Genomic DNA, 22065 nt, shown 5'->3' with positions numbered 1-22065 from the left:
CCGGGCGCGGGCCGGTCAGGCGCCGTACGGGAGCCAGCAGGGGGCGCTGCTGCCGCGGGGGACGAGGACGGTGCGGAAGCGGCCGGGGGTCCGGGACATGGTCACCTGGTCGGTGACGCCCTGGTAGTGGCCGCAGGGGGTGGTGGCGGTGAAGGTGTCCGGGTCGAGGTAGGCGTGCGGGGAGGCGGGGTCGCCGGCGAGGGCGGTCGCGTGGGCGTAGTCGCGGTCGAAGACGCCGAGGCCGAGGATCCAGACGGCGACGCGGGTGAGGTTGAGGGTGACGCGGTAGCTGCCGCCCTCGGTGGCCCGGCGCACGAGCGCGGCGACCGCGCCGGTGGTGGCGAGCCAGGACAGCAGGTAGTCGTTGACGACGCCGATGTGGGGCATGGCGGGGGTGCTGGTCGGCCCGGCCGCGACACCGTCCGGGCCCTCCATCAGCATGATGCCGGTGAGCGCGCCGGCGACCTGGTCGAAGCCGACCCGCCCGGCCCACGGGCCGCTCTCCCCGGCGAGCGAGAGCCGGACGTGCACGAGGCCGGGGCGGACGGCCGCGGCCTCCTCGGCACTCAGGCCGATCCGCTCCAGGTAACCGGGGCGCCGGTTGGCGTAGAACACGTCCGCACCGCGCAGCAGTTCACGGATCTTCGCCCGCCCTTCGCGGCCGTAGGGGTCGATGGTGCTGGAACGGACGCCCACGTTGGCGGAGTTGTACGCGAGCTCGTGCTCCAGCTCGTCCGGGCGCCAGAGGTTCAGCACGTCCGCACCGTGAAAGGCGAGGTCGCGGCCGATGCCGGCGCCCGCGATGACGTGGCCCATGCCGAGCGCGCGGATGCCCGAGAGCGGCTGGGCCGCGGCGGCGGGCAGGGGCTCGGGCTCGCTGTCGCCGATCTTCTCGATCCTGATGAGCGGATCCCGGGCGAGGACCTCGTACGCGGGCTCGCGCAGGAACTCCTCGGTGGTGCGCAGCATCGGCAGGACGACGCCGAGTTCGGCGCCGGCCCGCTCCAGCTCGGCGGCGTCCCACCAGGCGACGGCCTCGGCGACGGCCTGCTTCTCGGGCCAGGTGCGGAGCAGCCCGTACAGGGCGTTGCGGATCTTCGGGTAGGGGTTGAGCGGCATGACCCAGCGGCCGTCGCGCGCCTGGTAGAACTCGAAGCCCAGCGGGCTCTCCGGGTCCGAGGGCATGCCGCCGGGGTGGCCGTTGAGCAGTTCCCACGTCCGGTCGTAGAAGGGGCACAGCCGGTGCGGGGCCTTGCGCAGGTCCATCGTGATGTCCTGGCCCTCGCCGGTGCGGTGTCGCCAGAGTGCGGCCAGGGCAACGGACTTGGCGGTGATGCCCAGTGCGGCGGCGCCGCCGAGGCGCATCACGCTCGGGACGATCGGGTCGCTGCCGAGGAAGGTGACGCTCCCGCCGCCGTCCTCGGGTCGCAGGCCGGCCGGGGCGAGGACCTCGCGCAGGGCCTGGTGGATGTCGAAGCCGTCGTCGCGGACCAGCGGGTTGGCCAGGGCCTTCCGGACGCGCTCGGTGAGTTGGTCGACGCTCATGGGATCCAGCCTTTGCTTCGTGTCGAAGTGGTCGGGGCGGAGCCGGTGTTGCACTCTGCAACACTAGGCCCGCGGCGACGGCGTTCGGGCGCGGATCGACCTGACGGCCACTCACCGCGGCACGGACGCCCGGCCCTTACGGGCTCAGGCCCGGGCGGGTGCGGCCGCCGCCCGGACGGCCGCGCGCTGGTCCCGGGTGGTGGCCGCCGCCGTCGCGCAGGCGACGAGCGCCAGCGCCGCCGCCGCGAACGGGAACCACCGGGCGCCCAGCACGGCGATCGCCGCCGATCCCGCCGCTCCCCCGGCCGCCGTGCCCAGGTAGAGGGCGCTGCTGTTCAGCGAGATGAGCAGCGGCGCGTTCGCCGGGTCGATCGAGGCCAGCCGGTGCGGCAGCGCGACCGACACCGCCCAGCCGGCCAGCGGCACCACCATCGAGTAGGCGAGCGCCCCCGGCATGCTGCGGCCCAGCCAGGGCAGGGCGGCGAAGGCCGCGGCGGCCACCGCCGAGCCGGCCAGCAGGACGGTGCGCACGCCCAGGCGGTCGACCAGGCGGCCGCCGAGCCAGCTGCCGAGGACGGACATCACGCCGGCGGTGAGCAGGATCAGGCTGAGCCGGTCGGCGTCGCCGCCGGTGGCGCCGGAGACGGCGGTGGCCAGGTAGATGTAGACGCACTGGAAGGCGAGGAAGAAGGCGAGCGTGGTGGCGGCCGCTCCGAGCACCTGGCGGCGGCCGAGCGGGGCGAGGCGGGCCCGGAGGGTGGGGGCGGCGGCGGGGGCGGGCAGGTCGCGCAGCAGGACGGCGAGGCCGGCCAGCGCGGCCAGGCCGAGCCCGGTGACCAGCCACATCGTCATCCGCCAGTCGGTGCGCCCGATCCAGGTGCCGAGCGGCACGCCGAGTGCGGTGGCGACGGTCATGCCGCCGAGCACGGTGGCGAGCGCCCGTCCGCGCCGTTCGGGGGCGACCAGGGTGGTGGCCACCGCGTTGGCGGTCGGCGTGTAGAGGGCGGCGCCGGCGGCGGCGAGGACCCGGGTGGCGAGCAGCAGCGGGTAGTTCGGGGCGAGGGCGCTGAGCGCGTTGGCGGCGCTGAAGACGGCGAGGGCGGTCAGCAGCAGGGCCCGGCGCGGCCAGCGGGCGGTGGCGGCGGCCAGCGGCGGGGCGAGCAGGGCGTAGCCGAGCGCGAAGACGGTGACCAGCTGGCCGGCGGCGCCGACCGACACCCCGAGGTCGGCGGAGACCGGGCCGAGGATGCCGGCGACGACCATCGAGTCGGTGCCCACGGCGAAGGTGCCGAGGGCGAGCAGGAGCAGGCGGACGGGCACGGAAATCCCCCCAAGGATTGTTGGACGAACATGCAACGGTTTGACGCTCGCCAAACAATCATCGATTGGTGGATGATTGTCAAACCATTCCTGTCCCGCCGTCCCCACTCCCCAGAGATCCGGAGCGCCGCACCCATGACCGACGTCGAACGGCTCCCCCAACCCGCCACCGCCGACATCGACCTCGTCACCGTCCTGCACGCCATCGGCGACCCGGTCCGCATGCGGCTGCTGCTCAGCTACGCCGACGACGCCGAACACTCCTGCGCCCCGCGGGACTTGGGCCTGGACCACCTGCACAAGTCGACCGTCTCGCACCACATGCGCGTGCTGCGCGAAGCCGGCGTCACCACCACCCGCGTCGCCGGCCGCAACCGCTTCGTCAGCCTGCGCCGCACCGACCTGGACGCCCGCTTCCCGGGCCTGCTCGACGCCCTCCTCGCGGCGGCCGGCGCCCCGGCCTGACGGGCAAGCCCTACGCTGCGGCCATGGCGAAGATCAGACTGAGCAACACCACCGAGAAGCCCCTCGGGATCTGGGTCGAACCGTGGGGCGAGGACTACTGGATGAAGCCCGGGGAGAAGTTCACGGTCGTCGCGGACACTCCCGAGGACGCGGACCCCGAGGAAGCATCGTTCGAGGTCGTTCTCCACGACCAGGGCGCCAGCGTATGGGTGACCACCGGCCCCCAGCCCTACGTCTACGGCAACGCCGGCAACGAGCTCGACTGCGGGCACCAGCGCCCCCTCGACGTACTGCGCACCTGGACCGAGAACATGGAAGCAGCTGCTGAACGCCCCCATCTGTCACCGAAACTCCGAGACTCGGTACGCGCCGAGGCGGAGATCATGCGGCGGGAGCTCTCCAGGGCAGAGGCTGCCGCGCGGGAGGCGCAGGACGGCTGACCGGGCCGTGACGGGTGCGCACCGCGGCGTAGCGGGAACAAGCCTCACCGCAACCTCACCGGCCCACAACGGCGTGCCGAGGCGGGGAGGGCGCGGCGGGGCGCCCAGGAGGCGCGCGGGCGTGCGAAGCCTCGCGCCTCACAACCGGGGTCGCAGCCGACGCCGTCCGCGGACGAGCAGCAGGGCGGTGAGGGCCGCCGTGGCGACCCCCTCGGCCCAGGCGGCGAGTGTCTTCTCGGCGAACCAGACGGGCTCGTACATGTTCGGCAGCGGTCCGATGGCGCCGACGTCCACGTAGCGGTAGAGCAGCAGCGCGCCGAGCGCGGACGCGGCGACGCTCCACGCGAAGACGTCGCCGCCGCGGTGCCGCCACAGAAGCACCAGGAGAGCGGCGAGGCTCGCGGCGGCGGACTCCAGGCGGAACAGGGTGCCCTGGCTGAGGGAGTCGCCGATGGCGTCGTACCGGTCGGCGAGCCGGGCGTGGACGGCCGCGTCGATCGCGAGTCCGGCCACCGCTACGAGGCGCAGGGCGAGGTGGGCGAGGCTCCGGCCGCGGCGGCGGCCGGCTTCGGGGGTGATCATGGTGCATCAGCCAACGATGAGGGTGCCGTGCATGAACGGGTGGATGGTGCAGATGTACGGGTGGGCACCCGTCTGCTGCGGCGCGGTGAAGGTCGCGGAGGCCCCCGGCGCGATCGTCCCGGTGTCGAAGGACTTGTCGGAGGCCGTGAGCGTGTGGGCGGTGGAGTCCTGGTTGACGACCGTGACGGTCTGGCCGGGCTTCACGGTGAGGGAGGCCGGCGCGAACGCGAAGTTCTTGATCGTGACCTGGAGCGCACCGGTGCTGCTGGGCGCGAGGGCACTGGCAGTGGCGCCGGCGGCCGGGGAACCCGCCGAACCGGTGGTGGGGCCGGCGGGCTTGCCGGAGCTGGAGCAGGCCGCGAGAACCGCGGACAGTACGAGGACGACGGCAGCCAGGAGGGGCCGGGTTCTGCTCACGTACGGTCTCCGTTTCGGGTGGGGGTGGGGCGCGCGCCCGGATGTCCTGCGCGCGCCGGCTCATGGGGTCGTCAGACGGTCAGCAGGTCCGGGTTCGCAGCCTTGTCGGTGGGCAGGAAGTCGTCGGGCACGGGGTACTGGCCGAGCACGTAGTTCAGGATCGCCGCGTGCATGGCCTCGACCGGGGCGACGCTCGCGGCCGTCGCGATGCCGGCCGGTCCGGTCACGCTGTACGTCGTGAAGAGGTACGTCTGGGCGGCCTGGTCCTCCAGTTCGAGCGCGAGTTTGGCCACGTCCCCGACGGACGCCGCCTTGGCGAGGGCCGCCATCGTGTCCGCCTGGTTGGACAGCGGCACGTCGTTGATCGCGGGCAGCCCGGCGCCGGTGAGGGCCGAGTTCCAGGCCTTCGCATGGTCGGCGTGCTGCGCCATCGCGGTGGTGACGAAGGTCGCGACCGCCGGCGGCACGGCGCCGAGCTTGCCCGCGCTCGCGGCGTCCAGGGCGGCCTTGTAGGCGCCGACCGCCTGGTTCTCCAGCGCGACGGCCAGCGCGACGACCCTCAGGTCCCCGGTGTAGCCGCCGGACGGGGAGGGCGAGCCGGGCGTCGCACCGGCCGGGCTGGTCGGCACGGGGTCCTTCACGCTCTTGCTGCCGGAGCAGGCCGCGAGCGTGAGGGCCGCGGCCGCGCCGCCCGCCCCGAGCAGGAACCGGCGCCGGCCCGGATCGGCCGGGACCGAGGCGCGGAGATCCTCCCCGAGGTCACGTGCGGCGGCCCGCATCAGCGGCAGGGTGGCCCGGTGGGCCTCGTCCATCTCCCGGGTGAGGCGGGCCAGTTCGGCCTCGCCGAGGGCGGGCTCCCAGGTGCGGTCGGCGGTCACTGGACGGCCCCTTCGGTGATCGGGGAGGCGTTGTCGGTCTTGTAGAAGGAGTCGGGGAAGCCCACGCTGCCGGCCGCGGCAGGCAGCTTTGCCGGGTCGACCGGGATGACGATCAGATCGGGGGCGTTGCCCGCCAGCAGCGCCTGCACGGCGAGCAGTACGGCGCGGTGCTGCGCCTCGACGGGGGCGACGGAGGCGAACAGCTTGCGCAGGTCGGGGCTGGAGACCTGGCTGACGTTCTTGGTGTAGGTCTGGGTGGCGACGTCCTCCAGGCTGATGGCGAGCTTCACCACGTCGGCCGACGTCTTGATGGTGGGCAGCGTCTGGTCGACCACCGCCTTGTACTTCGGGTCCGGGCCGGTCTGCGCCTTGCCGCCGGCGGCGGTCGCGGCGGCGTTGAACGCCTGGGCGTGCGCCTGGTGCTGCTCGGTGGTCTTGGCGATGAACGCGGCCACCGTCGCGTTCCCGCCCTTGATGAACGGCAGGCCGGCGGCAGTCTGGTAGACGCTCACCGCGAGGTTCTCCAGCGCCGCGCCGGTCTGGAGCGCGCGGATGTCGTCCGCCGTCACCGCACCGGAGACGGAGGACTGCGCGGAGGGCTGCACGGACGCCGAGGGCGACGGCGAGTCGGCCGCCGCCCGGGTCACGCCCAGCAGGCCCACCCCTCCCACCAGGGCGGTCAGCAGGCCACCCCGCCGCCACCACGCCCGCGACGGCCCGGCGGATTCCGCGAAGCCGGTCAGCGCGCCGCGGGTGATCCGCATGGCGTCACTGTTCAAGTCCTGTGACTGCTCAGTGAGTTCTTCCAGCAGTCGGGTGTCGATGCGCTCGTCGGCCATCATGTCCCGTCTCGGTCCGGCGACCCGGCCGGATGCCGGACCGCTTTCCCCTGCCCTTCGGTACGCGCCGGGCCCGGGCCCGGTTCAATGCCCCGGACGGCCCGTATTTTCATTCGCGCAAGTGAACACGAAGGCGCGCGATTGACGTCCCTCGCGTCGATCGACGGCCCTGGGCGAGCTCGGTCAGGTCTGCTGTCGCGCGGGCGCATCACGGTGACAGGCGGGACAGGCCCCGGCCGCCGAAAGGATCTCCGCTCCGCGACGGTCGGCGATGCGTGGCGTTGCCTCACACCGCAAACCGGCATGCGGAGGCGGCTGTGGACGTCGACCACAACCGGCGGACTTCGAGCGGTTCAGAGGAAGAGGCGGCCGAGCGCGAGCTCGGCGGCGCCCCGGGGGATGGCGAGGCGCGGCGCGCGGGTGAGGGTGACGCGCTGCCAGAGCGGGTCGGGCAGGCGGGCGGCGAGTTCGGCGCGGATGGCGGCCTCGAAGGGTTCGGGGTCGTCGAGGAGGGTCGCGCCGCCGAGGCTGACCTCCTCGACGTCGAGCAGCCGGACCAGGTTGGCGACACCGATCCCGAGCGCCCGGGCGGCCTCGTCCGTGCGCCCGGCCCGCAGGGCGGCGAGACAGACGGCCTCCAGACAGCCGCGCGCGCCGCAGGCGCAGGGCGGGCCGGCGGGGTCGACGCACTGGTGACCGAACTCGCCGGCGTTGGTGCGGGCGCCGCGGTGGACGCGGCCGTCCAGGACCAGGCCCGCGCCGAGGCCGTCGCCGAGGTAGACGAAAGCCCGGTTGTCGGGGCCGAGGCGGCTGAGGACGCCGGCGGTGGTGTTCTTCTCGACGATGACGGGCAGCCCGGTGCGGGCCCGCATCTCCTCGCGCAGGCGCAGGCCGTGCCAGCGCGGCATGCCGGTGACCTGGTGGAGGACGCCGTCCCGGGTGTCGAGGGGGCCGGGGCAGGCGAGGCCGAGGCCGAGAACGCGCCCGGCAGCCGCTCCGCCGGCCAGGTCGTGGACCAGGGCGGCGAGCCGGTCGAGGACGGAGCCGGGTTCACCGGCCGGGTCGACGTCCGCCCGGGCCTCGGCGGTGACGGCGCCGCTGAGGTCGACCTGGAGCAGGCGCAGTTCGCGGCGCCCGAGTTGGGCGCCGAGGGCGAACCGCGCCCGGGGGACGAGGCGCAGCAGGGTGCGGGGTTTGCCCGTCTGGCCGGCGACGCGTTCGCGGCCGGCTTCGGTGAGCAGGTCCTCGGCGAGCAGGCGGGCGGTGATCTTGCTGATGGCCTGTGCGGTGAGGCCGGTGTGCACGGCCAGTTCGACCCGGCTGATCCCGTTCCCGGCGCGGGCGCGGACGGCGCGCAGGACGGCGGCGTCGTTGCGGTCGCGGACCAGCGCGAGGTTCAGCGCCGGGGTGGGGGCGGGGAGCGGGGCGGCGGGGTCGGTCGTCACGTGTCGATTATGCGAGCTTGCCAGTTAATCCACGCTGTTGTTTAACTAGCAGGCATGGACTTCCCGCAGCTCAACGTCGGACTCATCGGCTACGGCATCGCCGGTGCGGTCTTCCACGCACCCCTGATCGGCACCACCCCGGGCCTGCGCCTCGCCGCCGTCGTGACCGCCGACGCCGAGCGCCGGGCCCAGGTCGCCCGGCAGCACCCGCGGGCGGCACTGCTCCCCGACCCGGACGCGCTCTGGGCGGCAGCCCCGGAACTGGGCCTGGACCTGGTGGTGATCGCCTCCCCCAACCGCACCCACGTCCCGCTGGCCACCGCCGCCCTGCGGGCCGGCCTGCCCGTCGTGGTCGACAAGCCGCTGGCCGCCACCGCCGCCGAGGGCGAGCGGCTGGCCCGGCTGGCCGAGGAGCGGGGGCTGCTGCTCAGCGTGTTCCAGAACCGGCGCTGGGACGGCGACTTCCGCACCGTACGGCAGCTGGTCGACTCGGGCCGGCTGGGCCGGGTGAACCGGTTCGAGTCCCGTTTCGAGCGCTGGCGGCCGCAGCTCAAGGGCGGCTGGCGCGAGCTGGCCGACCCGGCGGAGGCCGGCGGCGTGCTCTACGACCTCGGCGCGCACCTGGTCGACCAGGCGCTCGTCCTCTTCGGCCCGGCGACGCAGGTGTACGCCGAGCTGGACGTGCGCCGTACCGGCGCCGGGACCGACGACGACAGCTTCGTCGCCCTCACCCATGCCGACGGCACCCGCTCGCACCTGTGGATGAGCGCCATCGCCGGAGACCTGGGCCCGCGCTTCCGGGTGCTGGGCTCGGAGGCGGCGTACGTCACCCACGGTCTGGACGGCCAGGAGGACGCGCTGCGCGCCGGCCGCACCCCCGCCGATCCGGACTGGGGCGTCGTCCCGCCCGAGCGCTGGGGCGCCCTGCGGGCCGGCGACACCGCCGAGCCGCTGCCCACCCTGCCGGGCGCGTACCAGGAGTACTACGCGGGCCTGGTCCGGGCGCTACACGGCCAGGGCCCGGCCCCGGTCGAGGCCGGCGACGCCGTCGAGGCGCTGCGCGTTCTGGAGGCGGCGCAGCGCTCCGCCCGTACCGGGCAGGCGGTGGCCCTGTGAACCAGCACGGTGCCGAAACCCCCGATATCGCCGAACTGGAGCGCCAGCAGCGCGAGTTGCAGTTCCCATCGTTCGACCTCGACGACGCCTGGCGGCTCGGCTCGCTGATCGTCGCCGTGGCCCGCGAACGGGCGCTGGCGGTGACGGTCGACATCCGGCACGGCGAGCAGCAGGCCTTCCACGCCGCCCTGCCCGGCACCAGCCCGGACAACGACGACTGGATCCGCCGCAAGGCCGCCGTGGTCCGCCGCTTCGGCGAGGCCTCGTACCTGGTGGGCGAGCGCTACCGGGCCAAGGGCCGGGCCTTCGACCTCGACCCGTCCCGCTACGCCGCGCACGGCGGCTCGTTCCCGCTGTCGGTGCGCGGGACGGGCCTGGTGGGCACGGTCACCGTCTCCGGGCTGCCACAGCTGGCGGACCACCGGCTGGTGACGGAGTGCCTGGCCCGCTACCTGGCCGGGCCCACGCAGTAGCGCAGCTCCCCAACTCCCGGGAGCTGTTGCCTCATTGGCTCCCGGACGAGGCCGCGAGCGCCCGCCGCTCCCGCAGCCAGCCCTCGCTCAGGTCCGCCCAGACGCGCTGGTACTCGTCGAAGAGCGGCTGGAGCCGGTCGTGGGTGAGCTCGGCAGCGGGCGTGGCGGCGACGAGGTACTCGAGCTCGTCGGCGAGGCGCTGGAACCGGTACTGCGTCTCCTCCATCAGCACCCAGCGCGAGCGCCAGTTGAAGAACGACTCGACGGCCCCGAGCAGGGTGACCACGGCCACCAGGGCAAAGGCCAGGCCCGCCCAGAAGTCCAGGTTCTGCAGGCCGAGGATGATCGTCGAGGCGGCGGACAGCGAGAGGGTCAGTACCTTCAGGCCCGAGGACGCCAGCCGGAAGCGCTTCTTGCGCCCCCGGGCGTACGCGTTCCCCTGCCGGATCTTCTCCAGCAGGTGGCCCGCCGTCTCCACCGGGGCCAGCCCCGCCCCCACAGGCCCGCCGGATCCCATGTCTCCCCCATCCCGCCGCCGCGCCCTGCGGCTGCGGACCGTAGCGTCTCACACCGCGCGGCAGCCTCAGGCCGTCGCGCCGGTGCCGTCGCCGCTGCTGCTCCCGGTGCTGCTCCCGCTGCCGTCGTCGTCGAGGGTGGCGTCCTGGCGGTCGGTCACGATCTGGTCGCTCACCTGGAGGTCGCCGCCGAGGCCGACGCCGGCGGGCGCGGCCGTCACGGTGACGGCGATCGGGCCGGCACCGGGCCGGTCGACGGCGGAGAGCGGGAAGGTGGCGGTGCCGTCGGTGATGTCCGAGGCTGCCGGGTGCCCGTAGTAGGCCGGGGTGCCATCGGCGTCGCAGAGCAGGACGTGGGCGCCGTTCGACCCGTCCGGCCAGGTGAGCACCAGGTGACGGACGCCGTACGAGGTGCCGTCCTGGTCCCGCTCCGCGACCAGGCCGGCCAGCGCCGGGCCCTGGAGGACGGAGTTCGGCAGGCCGTCCAGGACGGCGGGGTCGAGGGCGAGCAGCAGGTGCTCGCCGCAGTCGATGGCGACGGTCGCCCGCTGCTCGGGGCCGATCAGGTACAGCTCGCCCGCCGTCAGCTTGCCGAGCAGCGCGAAGTCCTCGTCGGTCGGCGCGGACGCGGTGATGGCGGAGGTCGCCTGGCCGGCCGGGATGGCACGCAGGGCGCTGTCGGCGGGCGGGGTCGGCTCGAATCCGGTCTGCCCGCCCCGGTGGGCGATCACCGTGAGTGCGAAGGCCGCCTGGTCGCCGACGACGTCGCCGGGCGAGGGCGCGAGCTGGTGCAGGGCGTCCAGGACGTCGGCCTTGGCGATCTGTTCGAGCGTGGCCCAGGCGGAGAGCGCGATCAGCGGCTCGCTGTTGGACACCGCACCCTGGACCAGCGGCACCGCGCCGTTGCCGAGGCAGGCGGCGAGCGCGAGCGCGCCGGCCACCACGAGCGGGTCACTGTCCGTCACCGCCCGGCCGACCGCCTGGGCGAGCGCGCCGTCCGGGCTCGGGTCGGTGAGGGAGAGGAACGCCATCGCCCGCATGCGGTTCGGATCGTCGGCAGCGAGGGCGCGGTTGAGCAGATCGGTGCGGTCGTCGTCGCCGAGGGCGGCCAGCAGCGCCGCGTCCAGGGTGTCCCTGGCGGCCATCAGCTGGTCGATGTTCGCGGTCATGGTGCTGTCACCGGCTCTCGACGGAACTCACGGCTTGACCGCGCAGTGCGACTTCATCTTGGCCGCCTGCGCGGAGGTGATACCGGTGAACGGACCGGAAGCCGCGAACATGAAGTCGTTGGAGGTCCCGGCGCAGGACGGCGGGTCGTCCTCGCAGTGGCGCAGGCCGAGGAAGTGGCCGAGCTCGTGGGCGAAGGTGTTCCCGCTCTGGGGTATCCCCTCCTGGATCGACACCACCGGGGCTCGCATGGGGTGCCCCTTCGTACGGTTCTTGCTGCAGCCGGCGCCGATGGGTGACAACCCATCGAACCCCGGATCGGTGATCAGACGGACCACGAAGAGGTCGATCGCGTCGTTGTTCACCCACCACAGGTTCGTGAGCGCCCTCGCGTCCGCGCGGCTCCGGATGATCGCGAAGCGGCCGGCCTTGGCGGAGCCGATGCTGTACTTCCTGACCGTGCCCACCTCCGGACCGAAGGTGGCGAAGACCGTCTTCATGATCCCCACCGAGAGGTCGATCCGGGTCAGCTCCGCCGGGGTGAACGCGTCCTTGGCGACGACGATCACGTTGACATCGAAATGCGGCGCCATGGCGGACTCCGATCCTGGCCCGCCGCCGGACTTGGCATGGGCCCCCAAGTCGCCCGGATCGACGGCCCGTTACCTCGATCGTAAGCCCGGTACGGACGCGCGGCGCGGCAGCGCCGGACGGCCCGAACGGCGTCCGATGGCCGATGCCCCCGCCGACTGGCAGACTGAGGGCAGACGATGTATGTGCCGGTCACGGCCCTCCTGGACCGGTGCGATGCCGCCGAGCGGGGGCGAGTGACCTGCCCTCGTCGCCCGCCGACGTCCGGTCGCGCCCGCGCTCCACTCTGCCCCAAGGCGCCGTCCTCCCAAGCTCGTTGCGACTTCCACCTCCTCACAGGAGGGCATCATGACCCAGCCCGCCACAGGCGTCACCCAGACTTCCGGCGAGATGGCCGCCGCGCTGCAGGCCCTGCTCGCCACTCTCGTGCAACAAGCCCTCGGTTCGCAGGTGTCGGACAAGAACGGCCAGCCGCTGCGTCAGGTCTGCTACATGCAGTTGCACAACGGCCAGTCGATCAGTCCGAAGTACTATGCCAACCCCTGGGAACCCGGGGGTACCGTGACCTCCACGTCAACGAGCCCGCCCGCCGGCGCACCGCCGCCCTCGGGCACGACGCCGGCCGCCGGGACGGCCCCGCCCAAGGCGGGCGCAGCCCCGACCGACACCTCGAAGTCGGCGGCGTTCAGGACCGCGAACCTCGTCGACAGGCGGCTGCTGGCCACCACCGACGGCACCTACAGCCCGGGCGCCGACGTGATCAGCACCGCGTACCAAGGCCTGATCATGAAGGCGCAGGGCGTACCCGCTCCCCCGCCTCCCCAGGCCGTCCAGGACCAGATCAACGCGGCCCGAGCGGTGCTGTACGTCCTCGACGCCAAGGGCCAGAGCACCGGCAGCCAGACCCCAGCCTTCACCAAGTACCAAGCGGAGTCGGTCGCGTGGGGACAGGCCCGTACGGACTTCGCCACCGCGGAGGCCAAGGCCAACGCCGACCCGGCCCTGGGGCAGGCCTGGCCGGAGGCCTCCGCCGTGTACCAGCAGAAGGTCGACAACGCCTGGAACGCCTGGCGCGGAGACAACGCCGACGCCATCGAGAACGCTCTGGAAATCGTCGGATCACAGGGCGGCAGCCTCGGAACCTTCTTCGTGTCCGAGGCCAAGAACCTCTTCCAGGGCTGGAGCCTCGGCCTCGGCGTCGTCGCCGAGCCCACGCCCTACTCGTACGTGGATCCGGGCGACTGGTACGACCCGACCGCCACGGACAACGGCTTCACCACGATCACCACCACTGCCAGCGACTGGACTTCGTCGAGCAGCGACCAGAGCACCCAATACGCGAACAACTGGTACCAGAGCCACAGCGAGTCCTCAGGTGGCGGCGGCGAGGCGATGGTGTACGGGGTCACCTTCGGCGTCGACGAATCCTCCGGGTCGAGCACCGATGCCTCGCAGGCCCAGGCCGGCGGCAGCAGCATGGTCGCCTTCAGCGACCAGATGTCGGACATCAGCATCACGTACAGCTACGGCATGTGCACCATCTACCGTCCGTGGTTGCTGTCGGAGCTGTTCCTCGTCGACGGCTGGTACCTCCCGGGCGAGCCGGTGGACACGGTCAGCGACGGAACTCTCGACGGTGCGATCAAGATCCAGAACGCGCAGGCCCAGGGCCAGGTCGGCCCCGAGGCGCTGCCGATGATCCCCACCCAGTTCATGGTGCTCCGCAACGTGAGCATCACCGCGAGCAACTGGGGGGACGCGGGTGACCAGATGAACGACTGGTGCCAGAAGGCATCGCAGTCCGACCAGTCCAGCAGCAGCAGTGTCAGCGGGAACCTCGGCTACATGGGGTTCGGCGGCGAGGCCCACGAAGCCCAGGCCGACGCCTCCGGCCAGGCGGCCGGCTCCGCCACGGCGGACAACAGCTGGTGGTTCAGCGGAAGTTCCTCCAGCGGCACGCTCTCGATCAACGGCTGTCAGATCGTCGGCTGGGTCGGCGAGATCCTGCCGCCCTGCCCGCGCGTGGACGGCGTCAACCCGCCCACCGGCGCGACCACGGCGAGCGGTACGGCACCGGCGGCGAGGGGGAGTTGAGGCCGCGCGATGACCACCCCCACCTCCGCCCTCGACCAACTGGGCGCGGCGCTCGACGCGTTCATCACCGGCCAGTTCCAGCAGCCGGACGGCAGCCCGGCCGCGCTCGCGTTCCTGCCCGGCGCGGTCGCCGTCCACCCCGAGTCCTTCTACCAGTCGGGGGTGGTCAATCCGGCGCTGGTCGCCAACTGGCTCGCGGCGGTGGCCGACCGGGTCGCGCCGGTCCTCGCCGCTCAGATCAGCGCGATCGGGCTCAGCGCGAGCGACGTCATGACATCGGTGGCCCAAGCCGCCACCCCGACCGCCCCGATCGGCAGTCCGGCGGCGAACAGCTTCGCGCAGTTGAAGTCGGAGGCGGCCCAGGCGCTGGGGCCGGTCGGCTCGCCCAAGACCATCCGCACGGCACCGCTGGACTGGTACGACCCGGACCAGGTCGACAACTGGCCGCAGTACCAGCACAGCGTCGGCGGTGGCGACCAGGCGGACGGCGGCCAGGCCGACAGCAACCAGGCGAGCACCGGCCAGGACTCCGGCGACCAGGGCACGGCCGCCGGCAGCTCCCTGTGGAGCTGGCGCAACGCGGAGACACTCGCGCCCGCCCTGTCGGCCGCGGAGGCGACGTCGGGGGACGGCGCGCCGGGTGGGGACTCGGGCGACGGCTCAGGTGGCGACTCCGGCGGCAGCTCCGGCGGGGCCACCGGCCAGCCGGTCGGCGCCTCCTCCCTCACCCTCACCATGAACTACCAACAGGTCACCCTCTCCCGCTCGACCTGGTGGAACGACGTCCTGCTGAGCAACCCGCTCTGGTACTTCCCGGGCGAACGCGCCGGCGCCCTGCTGCCCGACGGCCGCCCCGCCGGCACGCCCTTCGGCCTGCCCGTCGCCATGGTCCTCACCGCGAACGTGCAGATCTCCGGCCAGTGGAGCCCGGGCGACATGACGGCCGCGAGCACCAGCACGCACCTGGGCCCCTGGCACATGTCCGCCCAGCCCTTCGGGACCGCCGACGCGAGCGGGGGCAACGCCACCCTGAGCATCCCCGACATGCAGCTGATCGCCTTCGTCTGCGAGATCCTGCCCATCCTGCCCCCGGCGACCGACCCGGCGCTGCCCGCTCCGCCGCCGCAGTACCAGCCGTTCCCCGGCGCCGACTTCTTCACCGCCGGCCGGCGCAGCCCGATCGTCGCCGCGATGCACAACCGGCTGGTCGCAGTCGGCTGCGACCGCTACCGGAGCACCGGCGACGAGGACGTCTGGGGCAGCGGCGACGTCGCCTCCTACCAGGCCTGGCAGGTCAAGCTCGGCTTCCAGGGCTCCGACGCCGACGGCACTCCCGGCCAGTCGAGCTGGGACCGCCTGCAGGTGCCGCAGGTGGCGTGAGCCGTACGGCGGCCTCGCAAGCCTGACCGGACGGCGCATCGGAGCAGGCCTCCCCGGTCGGGCCGGAAGGGCCCGACCGCGCCGCCGGGCGCCGGTCAGCCGGTACGCCGACCTTCCGTGTACCGGTCGCTCGCCGGGGCCGCTCCCCGGCGTGCGCCGGTCGGGCGGGCCGGCGCGCCGACGACTGCGCGGTGAGCGCCGGGAGGAATCCGGCCACGGGTCGGTTCCTCCGGCCGTCCGGCGCCGCCGAACGAAATGCGCCGAACGGGTGAACGCGGCAACGACGGAACGGGCCGCACCGCCCCGGACGGCCGGCGGCGGGGCGGCCCGGTGGCACGGCCGCCCGACCTGCGTGCCGCCTCCCCGGCCTGGTGCGCGACGGCAGCGCGGCGGAGCCGTTCGGGCACCCGGAGCGATCACCACTGGTCGCAGGGGATGCCAATCGTCCCGACGAATCCACCGATGGGATATTCAGCCAAACATCCTGTATCCACTGGCGTCCGCCCCGACGCCCGCCGCAGACTCTCCACCGGGCCGCCCACAGGCGGTCTCGGGCCCCCAACGCCCCGGCCGCCCACCCAGGCCCGTACCGCACCGCCGGCCCACACGTTCCGGGCCGTCCCTCGTCCCGGGCGCCCCCCGTCTGCCAAGCCCGTCCGTTCCAGGCGCTCCCCGATGTCCAGGCCTCCGTCACAGGCCGTCCCGTCCCGGGCCCCGCCCGCGGCCCCTCCTCTCCCAGGTCTCCCCGCCCCGCGGCGCCGCGTGCCCGCGGTGCGGTGTGCGGTCCCCCGCTGCTGCTCGACGCTGCTCGACGCTCCCTGGAGGAATCCGATGGACATGCGCTACGAGGCCTACTCGTACGCCGATCCGCACTTCTACGACTCCCCGGTCCGCTGGGCCACCCTGGAGGAGTTCCCCGCCGCGGGTGAGCCGGCGCCGTCCGGCTGGGCGCGCAACACCCGCGACGTGTGGGTCGGATACCAGCCCGTCGACCTCCAGCTGCCCGAGCAGGGCTGGAAGGTGCACGTCTCGGCCCGCATGGACAACGCCCCGCGGATCCTGGACACCGTCCGGAGCTACTGCTTCGAGCACCGCATCGCCTTCAAGTTCCTGCGCAGCCCGTCCCTGGTGCAGACGCAGAACGCCAAGTACGCCGCGCGCAGTTCGAGCGGGAAGTTCATGACGCTCTACCCGGTCGGCGACCAGGAGCTGGAGCGATGTCTGGTCGACCTCGACACCGCACTCGACGGCGAGCCCGGGCCGTACATCCTCAGCGACCTGCGCTGGCGCCAGGGGCCGCTGTACCTGCGCTACGGCGGATTCGTCGAGCAGTTCTGCCGCACCGAGACCGGCGAGCTCGTCCTCGCCTTCCGCGAACCCTCCGGCGCACTGCGCCCGGACGTGCGGCGCGCCGTCTTCGAGGTGCCCGAGTGGGCGCCGGTGCCCGCCGTCCTCACCCAGGCGCTCGCCGACTCCGCGCAGAACAGCATGGACGACTTCCCGTACACGGTGGAACGCGCCCTGCACTTCTCCAACGGCGGCGGCATCTACCTCGCCCGGCCCGCCGGCGGCGGCCCGCAGGTGGTGCTCAAGGAGGCCCGGCCGTACGCCGGCCTGGACCAGCGCACCGACGACGCCGTCCAGCGCCTCGGCCGCGAGCACGAGATCCTGCGACGGCTGAGCGGCCTGGACGCCGTACCGGAAGCGCTCGACTACCACACCGCGTGGGAACACCACTTTCTGGTCCAGGAGTTCGTCGAGGGCGAGCCGCTGCACCGCTGGTTCGGGCTCAACTACCCGCTGGTGCACCCGCACACGGACGACGCGGCCGTCGCCGACTACCGGGCGAAGGCGCTGCGCATCCTCGACGGCATCACCGAGGGCCTGCGGGCGATCCACGAGCGCGGCATCGTGTTCGGCGACCTCCACCCGCGCAACCTGATCGTCCGGCCGGACGGCGGCGTCACCTTCGTCGACTTCGAACTCGCCTCGCCCGTCGACGAGTTCGTCCGCCCGGCACTCGGCGCCGCGGGCTTCGCCGCGCCCCCCGAGCTGACCGGCTTCGACGTCGACGAGCACGCGCTGGCGGCCCTGCGGCTCTGGCTCTTCCTGCCGCTCACGCCGCTGACCGTGCTCAGCCCCGGCAAGGCCGGCACGCTCGTCCGCGCCGCGCGCCGGCGGTTCGCGCTCTCCCCGCAGGTGCTGCCCGACCCGCCGGCCTCCCTCCTCGCGCCGACTCCGCCGACCGCCACGACCACCACCGAGGAGTCCGACCGCGCGTTCCAGGACCTGCTGAGCGGCGAGCCCGCCACCTGGCCCCGGCTGCGCGCCGAACTCACCGCCGCGATCACGGCCTGCGCGACCCCGGAACGCACCGACCGGCTGTTCCCGGGCGACCCCGGCCAGTTCACCCACGACGGGCTCGGCCTGTCCTACGGCGCGGCCGGCGTGCTCTGGGCCCTGCACACCACCGGCGCCGACGTCGACCCCGGCCACGTCGACTGGCTGCTGGCCGCCACCGACCGGGAACCCTGCCGGCCCGGCCTGTTCCTCGGCGCGCACGGCGTCGCGTACGTCCTCGACCTGCTCGGGCGTCGCGGCGAGGCGCTCGACCTGCTGGAACGCCTCGGCAAGAACGACCTCGACGGCCTCGGCCCCGACCTGGCCGGGGGCCTGCCCGGCGTCGGCCTGACGCTGCACCACTTCGCCCGCGCCACCGGCGACCGCGCCCTGCGCGACGCCGCCCTGGACGCCGCCGAACGCGCCGTCACCCTGCTCCGCCTCGACCGGCCGGCCGCCGCCGCACCGCCCGCCGAGGCCCGGACCGGCCTGATGCACGGCCCCACCGGCACCGCCCTGCTGCTGCTCCACCTCCACGAGGACTCCGGCGACAGCGCCCTGCTCGACCTCGCCCAGCAGGCCCTCGACCGCGACCTGGCCCGCTGCGTCGTGGCCGAGGACGGCACCCTGCAGGTCGACGACGGCGCCCGCGTCCTGCCCTACCTGGAGTCCGGCAGCGCCGGCATCGCCGCCGTCCTCGCCGCCTACCTGCGCCACCGCCCGGACGCCGAACTGGCCGAGCGCCTGACGGACATCCGGGGCGCGGCCGAGCCCGAGTTCATCGTCCAGTCCGGCCTGTTCAACGGACGGGCCGGCCTGATCGCCCTGCTCCGGCAGGCCCAGGGCAGCGGGACGGCGCACGCGGACGTGATCCGGCGCCACGTCCAGCGGCTCGCCTGGCACGCCGTCCCGTACCAGGGCCGGCTCACCTTCCCCGGCGAGCAGCTGCTGCGGCTGTCGACGGACCTCGCCACCGGCACCGCCGGCGTGCTGTCCGCGCTCGGGGCGGTGTTCACGGACACCCCCGCGATGCCGTTCTGGCCCTCCCCGGCCGCCCCTGCCTGACCACCCCCGCGGCACGCCGGACGCATCCCGCGCCACCGGCCGCCCACCCCGCGGCGACACCGCCGCCCACGAGTTCCGGCACCTGCCGGAAGCACCGCATCACAACCGATGGGAGACCACCATGTCCATCCTCAGCCTGCAGGCCCTGGAGACCGTCGAGGAGAGCGTCGAGTACCGCTCGGTCATCAGCTCGCTGAGCGTCGTCAACTGCACCAACAGCACGGTCAGCACCATCCTCTGCGTCTGAGCAGACGCTGACCGCGGGCCTGCCCCGCGGTCGGTGCCCTCGGCGGGCCGGCCCCCCCTCACCGGGCCGGCCCGCCGGGGGCGACGCCGGGCCCCGGTCCACGACCGGGGCCCGGTGGCCGTTCCAGGCCCAGGGCCCAGTGGCCGTTCCAGGCCCAGGGCCCGGTGGCCGTTCCAGGCCCGGCGGCTCCAGGCCCGCCCGTGCCGCGCGAGGCACCCGTTCGGAGGATCCCGTGCCGACCGACCCCTCCCCGCCCCCGACCACCGCGGCCGCGGACCGCGCCACCGCCCCTTCTCCGCACGGAAGTTCGGCCGCACGGCCGGCGCGGCCCCCGAGCGCGCTGCGACGGGTGCTCGGCCTCGGCCGCCGCTGGTCGGCCGTCATGGCCGTCGCGGTCGCGGCCAGTACGGGCGCCACCCTCGCCTTCCCCGCCGCCCTCGCCCACGCCGTCGACGCGGCCCTGACCGGCGCGGGGACGACGGGCGTCCTCCCGCTGGCCGCGGCGCTCGCCGTCCTGGCCGGCTCCGAGGCGCTCGGCCAGTACGCCGGGCCCCGGATCTCCGCCGACACCACCGCCCACCTGCGCGCCGACGCCGTCCGCCGGGTGCTGGCGGGCAGCCCGCTCGGTGCGCACCGGCTGCCGGTCGGCGACGTCGCGGCCCGGCTGACCGGGAGCGCCCCGCAGGCGGCCCTCGCCGCACCCGCCGTGATCTACTCCGTCACCCAACTCGCCATGGCAGCGGTGGCCGTGGGCGCCCTGGCGCTGCTCGCCCCGGCCGCCGCGCTGGCCTTCCTCGCCACCGCGCCGCTCGGGTACGCGGTGATCCGCCGCCAGCTGCGCCGCACGGCGACGCTCGGCGAGGGCTACCAGCGGGCCCAGGCCGACATCGCGACCCGGCTGCTCGACGCCGTCTCCGGCAGCCGCAGCATCGCCGCCGCCGGCGCGGTGGACCGCGAGGTCGCCCGCGTCCTGCAGCCGGTCCCCCGGCTGTCGCAGCAGGGCAGGGACCTGTGGGACAGCCAGCGGCGAATCGCCTGGTGCTCCGGCCTGCTCGCCCCGGTGACCCAACTCGCCGTCCTGGCCGCCGCCGGAGCGGCCGTGGCGATGGACGCGCTGTCCGTGGGCGGGCTGCTCGCGGCACTCGGCTACACCGCCATCGGCCTCAGCGGCTTCGGCGCCACCCAGAGCCTGCTCGACGTCTCCCGCGCCCGCGCCGGAGCCGACCGGCTCGCCGACCTGCTCGACGCACCGGTACGGCCCCCGGGCACCCGGCCGCTGCCGCCCGGCGACGGGGCCCTCGACCTGCACGGGGTGACCGTCCACGGACCGGGCGGCGCGGTGCTCGACCGGCTCGACCTGACCGTCCCGGGCGGCAGTTGGATCGCCGTGGTCGGCGCCGACGACGCCGCCACCTCGGCGCTCGCCGCCGTCGCCGCCGGGCTCCAGGAGCCGGACGGCGGCGCCGTACTGCTCGACGGCGTCCCGCTCGCCGACCTCCGCCCGGAGGAGCTGCGCGGCGCCGTCGCCTGCGCCTTCGCCGACCCCGTCCTGCCGGGGCACACCGTCGAGGACGCCATCGGCCCCGGGCTGCCCACCGAGCGGGTGCGCCGGGCGGCGCGGGCGGCGCGGGCCGACGAGTTCGTCCGGCGGCTCCCGGACGGCTACCGCACCCCGCTGGCCGAGGCCCCGTTCTCCGGCGGGGAACGCCAACGCCTCGGGATCGCCCGGGCGTTCGTGCGCGACGGCCGGCTGCTCGTGCTCGACGACGCGACGTCCTCGCTGGACGCCGCCACCGAAGCCGCGATCCTGGACGCCCTCCGGCAGCAGGAGGGCCACCGCACCCGGCTGGCGGTCACCCGGCGGGCCGCGGTGGCCGCCCACGCCGACCTGGTGGCCTGGCTCCAGGACGGCCGGATCCGGGCGCTGGCCACCCACGAGGAGTTGTCGGCGCTGCCGGGCTACCGGGCGGTCTTCGGCGCCGAGGAGGACGGGTGACCCGGCCCGATCCGGCGGTGAACTCCGGTGCGGGCAACGAGTGCAGGCGAGCAAGAGAGTGCACGCGAGCAGTGGAGGCGACCCCGATGACCCCGTCCCCCGCCGACCGACCGGGCCGGGCGGCCCTGCGCCTGCTCCGCTCCGCCCTCGGCCGCAACCGGTCCGCCGTACTCCGGCTGCTCGCCTGGTCCCTGCTCTCCGCCGCGCCCGCCCTGGTCGCGGGAAAGGCGCTGGCCCTGGCCGTCGACCGCGGCTTCCTCGCCCACCGGGCCGGGCCGGCGGCGGGCTGGCTCGCCCTGTTCGCCGCCGTCTCGGCGCTGGGCGCCTGGGCGTCACGCCAGACCTACCCGTGGCTGGCGGAGGTCGTCGAGCCGATGCGCGACCGGCTGCTGGGCGAGGTGGTCTCCGGCATGCTGCACCGGGCCGTCGCCACGCACGGCCGGGCGGACGGCTCCGGGGCGATCGCGGTGGCCCGGCTGACCCGCCAGGTCGAGGCCGTCCGGGACACCATCGCCGGGCAGTTGCTGATCGTCTCCCACTTCGCGCTGACCGCGATCGCCGTCATCGTCGGCAGCGCCGCCCTCGCCCCGGCCGCCGCCGCCCTGATCGCCGGCCCCCTCCTGCTCTCGCTGGTCGCGTTCGCGGCGCTGGCACCGGCCACCGCCCGGCGCCAGCGGGAGGCCTTCGCCGCCGAGGAGGAACTGGCCCGCTCGTGCGCCGACGCTCTGCAGGCGCTGCGCGACCTGGTCGCCTGCGGCGCCCGGGAGGCGGCCGAGCGCGAGGTGCTGGCGATCGTCGAGGCGAACGCGCGGGCGGGCCGGGCGCTCGCCCGGCTGGCGGGCGCCCGCCGCCTGATCGTGTCCCTGGGCGCGCACCTGCCGCTGCTGCTGGTCGTCCTGGCCGCACCCGCCCTCGTCCGGCACGGGCTGACGGCGGGCGCCGTCGTCGGCGTCCTGGCCTATCTGACGAGCACGCTGGAACCGGCCCTGCGCCTCCTGGTGCAGGGCGCCGGCGCCTCCTGGCTCCGGCTGGCCGTGGGCCCCCCCCCCCCCCCCCCCGCCGCCCCCCCGGGGGCCCCCCCCCCGCACCCCCCCGGGGCCCCCCGCGCCCCCCCCCGGGCGGGGCCCTACACCAAAACCCCCGCGGCTTG

20 protein-coding genes are annotated in these 22065 nt (G+C 74.5%); 10 read left to right on the top strand and 10 right to left on the bottom strand.

Annotated features, from left to right (window positions below):
- Positions 1-15: 15 nt before the first annotated feature.
- Together ACPC54_RS34225 and ACPC54_RS34220 are read right to left on the bottom strand one after the other, a co-directional pair.
- Positions 16-1545 carry a CoA transferase gene (locus tag ACPC54_RS34225; protein ID WP_498970356.1) on the bottom strand — a complete coding sequence of 510 codons (1530 nt, stop codon included), beginning with the start codon at positions 1543-1545 and terminating at the stop codon, positions 16-18.
- A 144-nt stretch (positions 1546-1689) separates the two neighbouring features.
- Positions 1690-2865: an MFS transporter gene (locus tag ACPC54_RS34220; RefSeq protein ID WP_498970355.1), complete on the bottom strand. Its 1176-nt coding sequence runs from the start codon at positions 2863-2865 to the stop codon at positions 1690-1692.
- A gap of 135 nt (positions 2866-3000) precedes the next feature.
- Between ACPC54_RS34220 and ACPC54_RS34215 the strand changes: the two genes are divergently transcribed.
- Together ACPC54_RS34215 and ACPC54_RS34210 are read left to right on the top strand one after the other, a co-directional pair.
- Positions 3001-3330: an ArsR/SmtB family transcription factor gene (locus ACPC54_RS34215; protein ID WP_498970354.1), complete on the top strand. Its 330-nt coding sequence runs from the start codon at positions 3001-3003 to the stop codon at positions 3328-3330.
- Positions 3331-3353: 23 nt separating this feature from the next.
- On the top strand, positions 3354-3770 hold the full coding sequence (locus ACPC54_RS34210; protein ID WP_498970353.1) for a hypothetical protein: 417 nt from the start codon (positions 3354-3356) through the stop codon (positions 3768-3770).
- 138 nt (positions 3771-3908) lie between these two features.
- On the opposite strand, the gene ACPC54_RS34205 is transcribed toward ACPC54_RS34210, so the two are convergent.
- The 5 genes from ACPC54_RS34205 to ACPC54_RS34185 form a co-directional block, all read right to left on the bottom strand.
- Positions 3909-4352, bottom strand: coding sequence for a hypothetical protein (locus ACPC54_RS34205; protein WP_498970352.1), 444 nt, complete (start codon positions 4350-4352; stop codon positions 3909-3911).
- Between the two features lie 6 nt (positions 4353-4358).
- Complete coding sequence (locus ACPC54_RS34200) at positions 4359-4769, bottom strand: cupredoxin domain-containing protein (protein WP_498970351.1); 411 nt, start codon at positions 4767-4769, stop codon at positions 4359-4361.
- A 71-nt stretch (positions 4770-4840) separates the two neighbouring features.
- Positions 4841-5647, bottom strand: a complete 807-nt coding sequence (locus ACPC54_RS34195) for a ferritin-like domain-containing protein (RefSeq protein WP_498970350.1) — start codon at positions 5645-5647, stop codon at positions 4841-4843.
- Positions 5644-6411, bottom strand: a complete 768-nt coding sequence (locus ACPC54_RS34190; protein WP_498970349.1) for a ferritin-like domain-containing protein — start codon at positions 6409-6411, stop codon at positions 5644-5646. The genes ACPC54_RS34195 and ACPC54_RS34190 overlap by 4 nt, the downstream gene beginning before the upstream one ends.
- A gap of 428 nt (positions 6412-6839) precedes the next feature.
- Complete coding sequence (locus ACPC54_RS34185; protein ID WP_498970348.1) at positions 6840-7931, bottom strand: ROK family protein; 1092 nt, start codon at positions 7929-7931, stop codon at positions 6840-6842.
- Between the two features lie 54 nt (positions 7932-7985).
- Here ACPC54_RS34185 and ACPC54_RS34180 point away from each other — a divergent pair, with 54 nt between their 5' ends.
- Both ACPC54_RS34180 and ACPC54_RS34175 read left to right on the top strand, forming a co-directional pair.
- Positions 7986-9047 carry a Gfo/Idh/MocA family oxidoreductase gene (locus ACPC54_RS34180; protein WP_498970347.1) on the top strand — a complete coding sequence of 354 codons (1062 nt, stop codon included), beginning with the start codon at positions 7986-7988 and terminating at the stop codon, positions 9045-9047.
- Positions 9044-9520, top strand: a complete 477-nt coding sequence (locus tag ACPC54_RS34175) for a heme-degrading domain-containing protein (protein ID WP_498970346.1) — start codon at positions 9044-9046, stop codon at positions 9518-9520. The genes ACPC54_RS34180 and ACPC54_RS34175 overlap by 4 nt, the downstream gene beginning before the upstream one ends.
- 31 nt (positions 9521-9551) lie before the next feature.
- Here ACPC54_RS34175 and ACPC54_RS34170 read toward each other — a convergent pair whose 3' ends face one another.
- The 3 genes from ACPC54_RS34170 to ACPC54_RS34160 all read right to left on the bottom strand — a co-directional run bounded on the left by ACPC54_RS34170 (position 9552) and on the right by ACPC54_RS34160 (position 11795).
- Positions 9552-10037 (bottom strand): DUF4231 domain-containing protein, encoded by a 486-nt coding sequence (locus ACPC54_RS34170; RefSeq protein WP_498970345.1) that lies wholly within the window; start codon positions 10035-10037, stop codon positions 9552-9554.
- Between the two features lie 66 nt (positions 10038-10103).
- A complete protein-coding gene (locus ACPC54_RS34165; RefSeq protein WP_498970344.1) occupies positions 10104-11204 on the bottom strand; it encodes a hypothetical protein in 1101 nt (366 codons plus the stop codon).
- 27 nt (positions 11205-11231) lie between these two features.
- Positions 11232-11795: a zinc-dependent metalloprotease family protein gene (locus ACPC54_RS34160; protein WP_498970343.1), complete on the bottom strand. Its 564-nt coding sequence runs from the start codon at positions 11793-11795 to the stop codon at positions 11232-11234.
- Between the two features lie 346 nt (positions 11796-12141).
- On the opposite strand from ACPC54_RS34160, the gene ACPC54_RS34155 reads away from it, so the two are divergent.
- The 6 genes from ACPC54_RS34155 to ACPC54_RS34130 form a co-directional block, all read left to right on the top strand.
- Entirely contained in the window at positions 12142-13887 is a 1746-nt protein-coding gene (locus ACPC54_RS34155; protein WP_498970342.1) for a hypothetical protein, read from the top strand.
- 9 nt (positions 13888-13896) lie between these two features.
- The gene (locus tag ACPC54_RS34150; protein ID WP_498970341.1) at positions 13897-15267 is read left to right on the top strand and encodes a peptidoglycan-binding protein; all 1371 of its coding nucleotides are present in this window, start codon (positions 13897-13899) and stop codon (positions 15265-15267) included.
- A gap of 831 nt (positions 15268-16098) precedes the next feature.
- A complete protein-coding gene (lanKC, locus tag ACPC54_RS34145) occupies positions 16099-18672 on the top strand; it encodes a class III lanthionine synthetase LanKC (RefSeq protein WP_498970340.1) in 2574 nt (857 codons plus the stop codon).
- Between the two features lie 121 nt (positions 18673-18793).
- On the top strand, positions 18794-18919 hold the full coding sequence (locus ACPC54_RS34140; protein ID WP_498970339.1) for a SapB/AmfS family lanthipeptide: 126 nt from the start codon (positions 18794-18796) through the stop codon (positions 18917-18919).
- A gap of 232 nt (positions 18920-19151) precedes the next feature.
- Positions 19152-20915: an ATP-binding cassette domain-containing protein gene (locus tag ACPC54_RS34135; protein ID WP_498970338.1), complete on the top strand. Its 1764-nt coding sequence runs from the start codon at positions 19152-19154 to the stop codon at positions 20913-20915.
- A gap of 86 nt (positions 20916-21001) precedes the next feature.
- On the top strand, positions 21002-22065 hold a 1064-nt coding region (locus ACPC54_RS34130), incomplete at its 3' end, for an ABC transporter transmembrane domain-containing protein (RefSeq protein WP_498970337.1).

Origin of the sequence: Kitasatospora sp. NPDC094028, from assembly GCF_049543595.1 — a bacterium.
Lineage (GTDB): Bacteria > Actinomycetota > Actinomycetes > Streptomycetales > Streptomycetaceae > Kitasatospora.
The sequence above is the reverse complement of the archived record's forward strand: the minus strand, read 5'-3'. Positions and strand labels throughout refer to the sequence as shown.

Excerpts from the sequence above, each read along its gene's own strand:
- ACPC54_RS34155 (WP_498970342.1), top strand. The coding sequence starts at position 12,142 with ATGACCCAGCCCGCCACAGGCGTCACCCAGACTTCCGGCGAGATGGCC.
- ACPC54_RS34140 (WP_498970339.1), top strand. The coding sequence starts at position 18,794 with ATGTCCATCCTCAGCCTGCAGGCCCTGGAGACCGTCGAGGAGAGCGTC.
- lanKC (WP_498970340.1), top strand. The coding sequence starts at position 16,099 with ATGGACATGCGCTACGAGGCCTACTCGTACGCCGATCCGCACTTCTAC.
- ACPC54_RS34215 (WP_498970354.1), top strand. The coding sequence starts at position 3,001 with ATGACCGACGTCGAACGGCTCCCCCAACCCGCCACCGCCGACATCGAC.
- ACPC54_RS34210 (WP_498970353.1), top strand. The coding sequence starts at position 3,354 with ATGGCGAAGATCAGACTGAGCAACACCACCGAGAAGCCCCTCGGGATC.
- ACPC54_RS34160 (WP_498970343.1), bottom strand. The coding sequence starts at position 11,795 with ATGGCGCCGCATTTCGATGTCAACGTGATCGTCGTCGCCAAGGACGCG.
- ACPC54_RS34190 (WP_498970349.1), bottom strand. The coding sequence starts at position 6,411 with ATGCGGATCACCCGCGGCGCGCTGACCGGCTTCGCGGAATCCGCCGGG.
- ACPC54_RS34150 (WP_498970341.1), top strand. The coding sequence starts at position 13,897 with ATGACCACCCCCACCTCCGCCCTCGACCAACTGGGCGCGGCGCTCGAC.
- ACPC54_RS34225 (WP_498970356.1), bottom strand. The coding sequence starts at position 1,545 with ATGAGCGTCGACCAACTCACCGAGCGCGTCCGGAAGGCCCTGGCCAAC.
- ACPC54_RS34205 (WP_498970352.1), bottom strand. The coding sequence starts at position 4,352 with ATGATCACCCCCGAAGCCGGCCGCCGCCGCGGCCGGAGCCTCGCCCAC.
- ACPC54_RS34180 (WP_498970347.1), top strand. The coding sequence starts at position 7,986 with ATGGACTTCCCGCAGCTCAACGTCGGACTCATCGGCTACGGCATCGCC.
- ACPC54_RS34165 (WP_498970344.1), bottom strand. The coding sequence starts at position 11,204 with ATGACCGCGAACATCGACCAGCTGATGGCCGCCAGGGACACCCTGGAC.
- ACPC54_RS34170 (WP_498970345.1), bottom strand. The coding sequence starts at position 10,037 with ATGGGATCCGGCGGGCCTGTGGGGGCGGGGCTGGCCCCGGTGGAGACG.